This is a genomic window from Halomonas sp. BM-2019, assembly GCF_017584085.1.
Genome location: NZ_CP071922.1, coordinates 4,114,459 through 4,115,986 on the forward strand (window position 1 = coordinate 4,114,459; position 1,528 = coordinate 4,115,986).

At 49.0% G+C, this 1,528-nt stretch carries 1 protein-coding gene; it reads right to left on the reverse strand.

Going from position 1 to position 1,528, the window contains the following annotated elements:
* A partial coding sequence (fusA, locus tag J5F18_RS20470; protein ID WP_346300322.1) for an elongation factor G occupies positions 1-1,528 on the reverse strand: 1,528 nt, incomplete at both ends.

A 1,528-nucleotide genomic window follows, 5' to 3' on the forward strand; every position in this document is an offset into this window, starting at 1 on the left:
GACAACCTTTGTCAACGGCAGGGATGTATTCTTTCGGTACCACACCACCTACGACTTCGTTTACGAACTCGTAAGTTGCACGCTCTTCTTCGTCTTTCTTCGCAGGAGACGTATCAAGCGCAAGTGGCTCCATACGTAACCAAACGTGACCGTACTGACCACGACCACCAGACTGACGAACGAACTTGCCTTCGACTTCCACTTTCTTGCGGATCGTTTCACGGTACGCAACTTGTGGTTTACCGACGTTACACTCAACCTTAAATTCACGCTTCATACGGTCAACGATGATATCGAGGTGAAGTTCACCCATACCAGAGATGATCGTCTGACCTGACTCTTCATCGGTCTTCACGCGGAATGACGGATCTTCTGCAGCCAATTTACCCAATGCAATACCCATTTTTTCTTGGTCTGCTTTGGTTTTCGGCTCTACTGCAACCGAGATTACTGGCTCAGGGAATTCCATCCGCTCAAGAACTACGATGCGATCGTGTGAACACAAAGTGTCACCGGTCGTTACATCTTTCAGTCCGATTGCAGCTGCGATATCACCTGCACGAACTTCTTTTAGTTCTTGACGGTCATTCGCGTGCATCTGCACGATACGGCCGAAACGCTCTTTCTTCTCTTTTACTGAGTTGTAAACTGAGTCACCTGAGTTTACGACACCCGAGTAAACACGGAAGAACGTCAACGTTCCTACGAACGGGTCGGTTGCGATTTTGAACGCAAGTGCCGCGAACGGCTCTTCGTCGCTTGAACCGCAACGCATTTCTTCGCCTTTCTCGTCCAGACCACGGATGTCTTTTACTTCCGTTGGTGACGGCAAGTATTCGATAACCGCGTCAAGTACCGCTTGAACGCCTTTGTTCTTAAATGCAGAACCACACAGAACAGGAACGATTTCGCCATTCAACGTCCGCTCACGCAGACCAAGCTTAATCTCTTCCTCAGTGAGCTCACCCTCTTCAAGGTATTTATTCATGAGCTCTTCGTTCGCTTCGGCCGCAGCTTCCACCAACTCATTGTGCAATTCTTCTGCTTCGTCTTGTAGATCAGCTGGGATTGCTTCGTAAGTGAAAGTCATACCCTGGTCGTCTTCGTTCCAGTTAATGGCCTTCATTTTCACGAGGTCAACAACCCCTTTGAAGTCTTCTTCCGCACCAATTGGAATCTGGATTGGAACTGCAACAGCTGCCAAACGGGTTTTCATCTGCTTCACAACGTTCATGAAGTCCGCGCCCATACGGTCCATCTTATTGACGAAAACCATACGTGGAACTTCATATTTGTTGGCCTGACGCCAAACCGTTTCAGTTTGCGGCTGTACACCAGACGATGCACACAGAACAACAACTGCACCATCCAGTACACGCAATGAACGCTCTACCTCAACGGTAAAGTCAACGTGTCCCGGGGTGTCGATGATGTTTACGCGATGCTCATCGAACTGCGCATCCATACCTTTCCAGAAACAGGTAACAGCTGCAGACGTGATGGTAATTCCACGCTCTTGCTCCTGTTC